The following is a 4465-nucleotide window of genomic DNA, read 5'->3' on the forward strand; positions in this document are numbered from 1 at the left end:
CTTACCTTCGGCGTTCAAGAATTGAGCGACTTCACCTTGGAGCCAGTTAGAAACTTGCTTAGCATCACCACCGAGGGCGACAGCTTTTTCAAAGAAATCAGAAGTGACTTTATTGGTAGTCAACTGGATAGCATCGTAGTCTGATAGACCAAGTTGAGATACGTAGCGAGCACGGCGTTCTTTTGGAAACTCTGGCAATTCAGTACGCATTTCTTCGATCCATTCATCTGAGATTTCAAAGAGTGGTAGGTCTGGTTCTGGGAAGTAGCGGTAGTCTGCAGCACCTTCCTTGACACGCATGAGGATAGTTGCCTTGTTAGCTTCGTCATAGCGACGTGTTTCTTGGCGGATTTGACCACCTGAACGAAGGATTTCAGCCTGACGTTGCACTTCGTATTCAAGACCTTTACGAACGTTTGAGAAGGAGTTGAGGTTTTTTAGCTCAGTTTTGGTACCGAATTTCTCTTGACCATAAGGACGAAGAGAGATGTTGGCATCCACACGCATGGAACCTTCTTCCATCTTAACGTCAGAAATGCCAGCGTATTGGATCACTTCCTTGAGGGCTGTTAGATAAGCGTAGGCTTCTTCTGGTGAGCGCATGTCGGCTTCAGATACAATCTCAATCAATGGCACGCCTTGACGATTAAGGTCAACATAAGAGAAACCATCTGTACCGTGGGTGTTCTTACCAGCGTCCTCCTCTAGGTGAGCACGCTCGATACCGATTTTCTTAGTTGTACCGTCTTCTAGCTCCACTTCAATCCAGCCGTTATAACCGATTGGCTCATCAAATTGAGAAATTTGATAGGCTTTAGGATTATCAGGATAGAAGTAGTTTTTGCGATCAAAGTGCATCTTCTTATGGATGTCCATGTTAAGGGCAAGAGCTGCCTTGATACCAGCGTCGACAACACCTTTATTGAGAACTGGCAGTACGCCAGGGAAAGACCAGTCAATCACGTTAGTATTGGCATTTTGGTCATTTCCGAAGTGGGCAGAAGTAGGTGAGAAGATTTTTGAATTGGTGTTGAGCTCTACGTGGACTTCAAGTCCAATGACTGTTTCAAAGTTCATTAGTTATCACCTCCAAAAATCACGGGTTGTTGTTTGTGGTAGTCTGTTGTTGCTTCAAAAGCAGCAGCAGCTTGGTAGATAGTCTCTTCTGAGTATTTAGGACCAATCAATTGGAGCCCGACAGGTAGACCTTGGGCAAATCCTGCAGGAATTGAAATTCCTGGAAGTCCAGCCAAGTTGACTGGGATGGTCAAGAGGTCAGCCAAGTACATGGCAACTGGATCGTGGTTGAGTGAATCCAAATCAAAGGCCACGCTTGGAGCTGTTGGACCAAGGATGAGATCGTAATCTGCAAAGACTTTTTCAAAATCTTGGATGATGAGGGTACGAACTTGACCAGCCTTCTTGTAGTAGGCATCGTAATAACCTGATGAAAGGCTGAAAGTTCCAAGCATGATACGACGTTTCACTTCATCACCAAATCCTTGGCTGCGAGTATTAACGTAAATCTCGTCCAAGTTTTTAGCGTCTTCAGCACGGAAACCATAGCGGATACCGTCAAAACGTTGTAAGTTTGATGAAGCTTCTGATGAAGCGATGATGTAGTAGACTGCTACACCGTATTTAGAGTGAGGAAGGCTCACTTCTTCAACGATAGCACCAAGTTTTTCAAAGTGTTTAGCAGCGTTCAGAATGGTTTCCTTAACTTCTGGGTCAATCCCTTCGCCAAGGTATTCCTTAGGCAAAGCAATTTTCATGCCCTTAATGTCTTGACCGATTTTTGAAGTAAAGTCAGCAATGCGGACTGGAGCAGAAGTAGAGTCTTTTGCATCTTCGCTAGCAATAGCATTGAGCAAGAGCGCATTTTCCTTAACAGTTGGTGCAAAAGGACCAATTTGGTCTAATGAGCTACCAAAGGCAATGAGACCGAAACGTGAAACTGTTCCGTAAGTTGGTTTGAGACCAACAATCCCGTTAAAGGCAGCAGGTTGGCGGATAGAACCACCAGTATCAGAACCAAGTGATAAACGGACTTGTCCAGAAGCTACAGATGCAGCTGAACCACTTGATGATCCACCAGGAACCTTGCTGTGGTCCCAAGCATTTTTAGTAGCACCGTAGTAAGAAGTCTCACCTGATCCACCCATGGCAAACTCGTCCATGTTAGTTTTTCCGACAACAATCATGCCCTTAGATTTTGCATTGGCAACAGCTGTCGCATCAAAGATTGGCTCGTAGTTATAAAGCATTTTTGAGGCTGCAGTTGTTAGGATACCGTCTGTAGAGATATTATCCTTAACAGCTAGCGGAATTCCTGAAAGGACATTATCAGCGTCAATTCCAGTTTCGTCAATAGCTTTAGCTTGAGCAAGAGCTTGATCTTCAGCGATAGTGACAAAGGCATTGATAGCCTCTTCACGCGCCTTGATATCTTCAATCGTTGCTTGCGTTAGTTCGGTTGCAGAAATTTCCTTAGATACAAGGAGGTTGTGCAACTCTTCAATCGTTTTATTGTTAAAAGTCATTAGGCATCTCCTCCATCATCCAGGATAGCTGGTACCTTGATATAGTAGTTATCTTTTTCAGGTACATTTTTAAATAAGCGATCACGGTCAGTTCCTTCTTCGGCTACGTCTGGGCGAAGAACGGTCTTGCGATCTGCCATGGTAGTCGTTGGTTCAACACCAGTAGTGTCGACTTCGCCGAGCAATTCGACCATATCAACAATCTTAGACAAGGTTGTCGCAAACTCAGCAGTTTCTTCTTCTGAGAATTTTAATTTTGAAAGATTGGCAACGTGAGTTACCTCTTCTTGCGTAATTTTCATCTGGTATCCTTTCGTGAAATGATGATTATTTATCTGTTCTATTTTACCATATTTTCCTATAAATAAGGTGAGCTAAGTTGAAAAGAAATAGAAATTGAAAAATGGTTTTTAATTCGATATAATGGTTGAAAATAGAAGCAAGAACAGCATTGGTTTTTAGCCGGCAAACAAGATGGAGACATTGACCGATTCGAACAAGTTAAGGAGGACATATGAAAATTTGGGATTTACTTTTTACCAGTAAAAAAACAGTCCCTCCTCATTTGGGGATGTGGTACTTCTTATTACCCACTTCTTTGGTAATCATAGCTGTTTTATCGATTCGTTTCGCATCATCTAAAGGTTACAGAAAATTTTGGTATTGGGGTCAATTGATTCAGTTGCTCATTATCAACGCTTGGTATATTTCGGCACGCCTGCCCTTGTCAGAGGCTCTCCCTTTTTACCATAGTCGCATGGCTATGTGGATGATTCTTTTTGCTCCTAACAAGACCTTTTTCAAACAATATTTTGCCCTGGTTGGAGTATTTGGTTCTATTATGGCTTTAGTTTATCCAGTCTTCTATCCTTTTCCTTTTCCTCATGTTTCCTCGGTTAACAATGTTTTCGGCCACTGGGCCCTCTTAGCAAATTGCTTGATTTATCTTGTTAGATATTATAAAGTTGAAAAAGGGGATACTTGGAAAATATGCCAGATTACCTTTGGTGTCAATGCTATTATCTTTCTAGCTAATCTTGCAACAGGAGGGAATTATGGCTTTATGAGCAAACCCCCTGTGATTGGGGATCATGGTAGTTTGCTTAACTATTTGATAGTAACCAGTTTGATGACAGGTATTCTCGTCCTTATCAATCAACTCGTCAAATATAAACATAAGAATAGTTAGCGAACAAATGAATTAATTATTCTAAGGAGATTTTATGCATCATTTTATTACAAGAACCCAAACCACACCACCGCCTATTCCGATTTTTTGGTACGGTGTCATGATAGGCCTTCTTGCCTTGTCTATTTATGCTTCTCTTACTTACTACAAAAATCCCAAATTTATTCGATTATTTAAGTGGATTCAAATAGCGCAACTGCTAGCTCTTTATACTTGGTATATTGGTTTTAGTATTCCATTTTCAAATAGTCTGCCTCTTTACCATTGCCGTTTGGCCATGTTTGCAGTAGTTTTCTTGCCGGATAAATGGAAAACCAAGCAGTATTTTGCCCTTATGGGAGCTAGTGGAGCAGTATTTGCTTTGGGCTATCCGGTTTTTGATCCCTATGACTTTCCGCATATTACCAGTTTTTCATTCCTGATTGGGCATTATGCTCTCTTGGTTAATTCCTTGGTCTATCTCATGAACCACTACGATAAGACCTTACTTAAAAAGTATCGCATTATCGCCTACACTTTTGTTCTCAACCTTTTCCTAGTTGGAGTTAATCAAGTAACAGGTGGGAATTACGGGCTTTTGAATACCACGCCTTTTATCCCAGATGCTCCTATATGGATAAAGTATCTTCTGGTTTCAATCATTCTATCTGCAGCCCTAGTACTCTTTGATATCTTGTTTAAGAAACGTTGGCAAAAGAAAATTGCTCTAGAAACGATTCATCTGTGAAGCGAT

The 4465-nt window shown here is 41.6% G+C and carries 5 protein-coding genes; 2 read left to right on the forward strand and 3 right to left on the reverse strand.

Annotation, left to right across the window (positions count from 1 at the left end):
• The 3 genes from gatB to gatC all read right to left on the reverse strand — a co-directional run.
• Positions 1 to 1077: Asp-tRNA(Asn)/Glu-tRNA(Gln) amidotransferase subunit GatB (gatB, locus tag SINDD18_RS00570; RefSeq protein WP_061862716.1), on the reverse strand; the 1077-nt coding region annotated here is incomplete at its 3' end.
• Positions 1077 to 2543, reverse strand: coding sequence for an Asp-tRNA(Asn)/Glu-tRNA(Gln) amidotransferase subunit GatA (gene gatA / locus SINDD18_RS00575; protein WP_061862717.1), 1467 nt, complete (start codon positions 2541 to 2543; stop codon positions 1077 to 1079). The genes gatA and gatB, both read right to left, overlap by 1 nt.
• Positions 2543 to 2845, reverse strand: coding sequence for an Asp-tRNA(Asn)/Glu-tRNA(Gln) amidotransferase subunit GatC (gene gatC, locus SINDD18_RS00580; protein ID WP_004251926.1), 303 nt, complete (start codon positions 2843 to 2845; stop codon positions 2543 to 2545). Before gatC ends, gatA begins: the two co-directional genes overlap by 1 nt.
• A 212-nt stretch (positions 2846 to 3057) precedes the next feature.
• Between gatC and SINDD18_RS00585 the strand changes: the two genes are divergently transcribed.
• Entirely contained in the window at positions 3058 to 3732 is a 675-nt protein-coding gene (locus SINDD18_RS00585) for a YwaF family protein (protein WP_004251928.1), read from the forward strand.
• A 34-nt stretch (positions 3733 to 3766) separates the two neighbouring features.
• Positions 3767 to 4459, forward strand: a complete 693-nt coding sequence (locus tag SINDD18_RS00590) for a YwaF family protein (protein ID WP_061862718.1) — start codon at positions 3767 to 3769, stop codon at positions 4457 to 4459.
• Positions 4460 to 4465 lie beyond the last annotated feature (6 nt).

Origin of the sequence: Streptococcus infantis, from assembly GCF_001579645.1 — a bacterium.
In the GTDB taxonomy this organism is placed as follows: Bacteria; Bacillota; Bacilli; order Lactobacillales; family Streptococcaceae; genus Streptococcus; species Streptococcus infantis_E.

What these genes read in the sequence shown, in the direction of transcription:
- SINDD18_RS00585 (WP_004251928.1), top strand. Translation starts at nt 3,058, where the DNA reads ATGAAAATTTGGGATTTACTTTTTACCAGTAAAAAAACAGTCCCTCCT.
- gatC (WP_004251926.1), bottom strand. Translation starts at nt 2,845, where the DNA reads ATGAAAATTACGCAAGAAGAGGTAACTCACGTTGCCAATCTTTCAAAA.
- gatA (WP_061862717.1), bottom strand. Translation starts at nt 2,543, where the DNA reads ATGACTTTTAACAATAAAACGATTGAAGAGTTGCACAACCTCCTTGTA.
- SINDD18_RS00590 (WP_061862718.1), top strand. Translation starts at nt 3,767, where the DNA reads ATGCATCATTTTATTACAAGAACCCAAACCACACCACCGCCTATTCCG.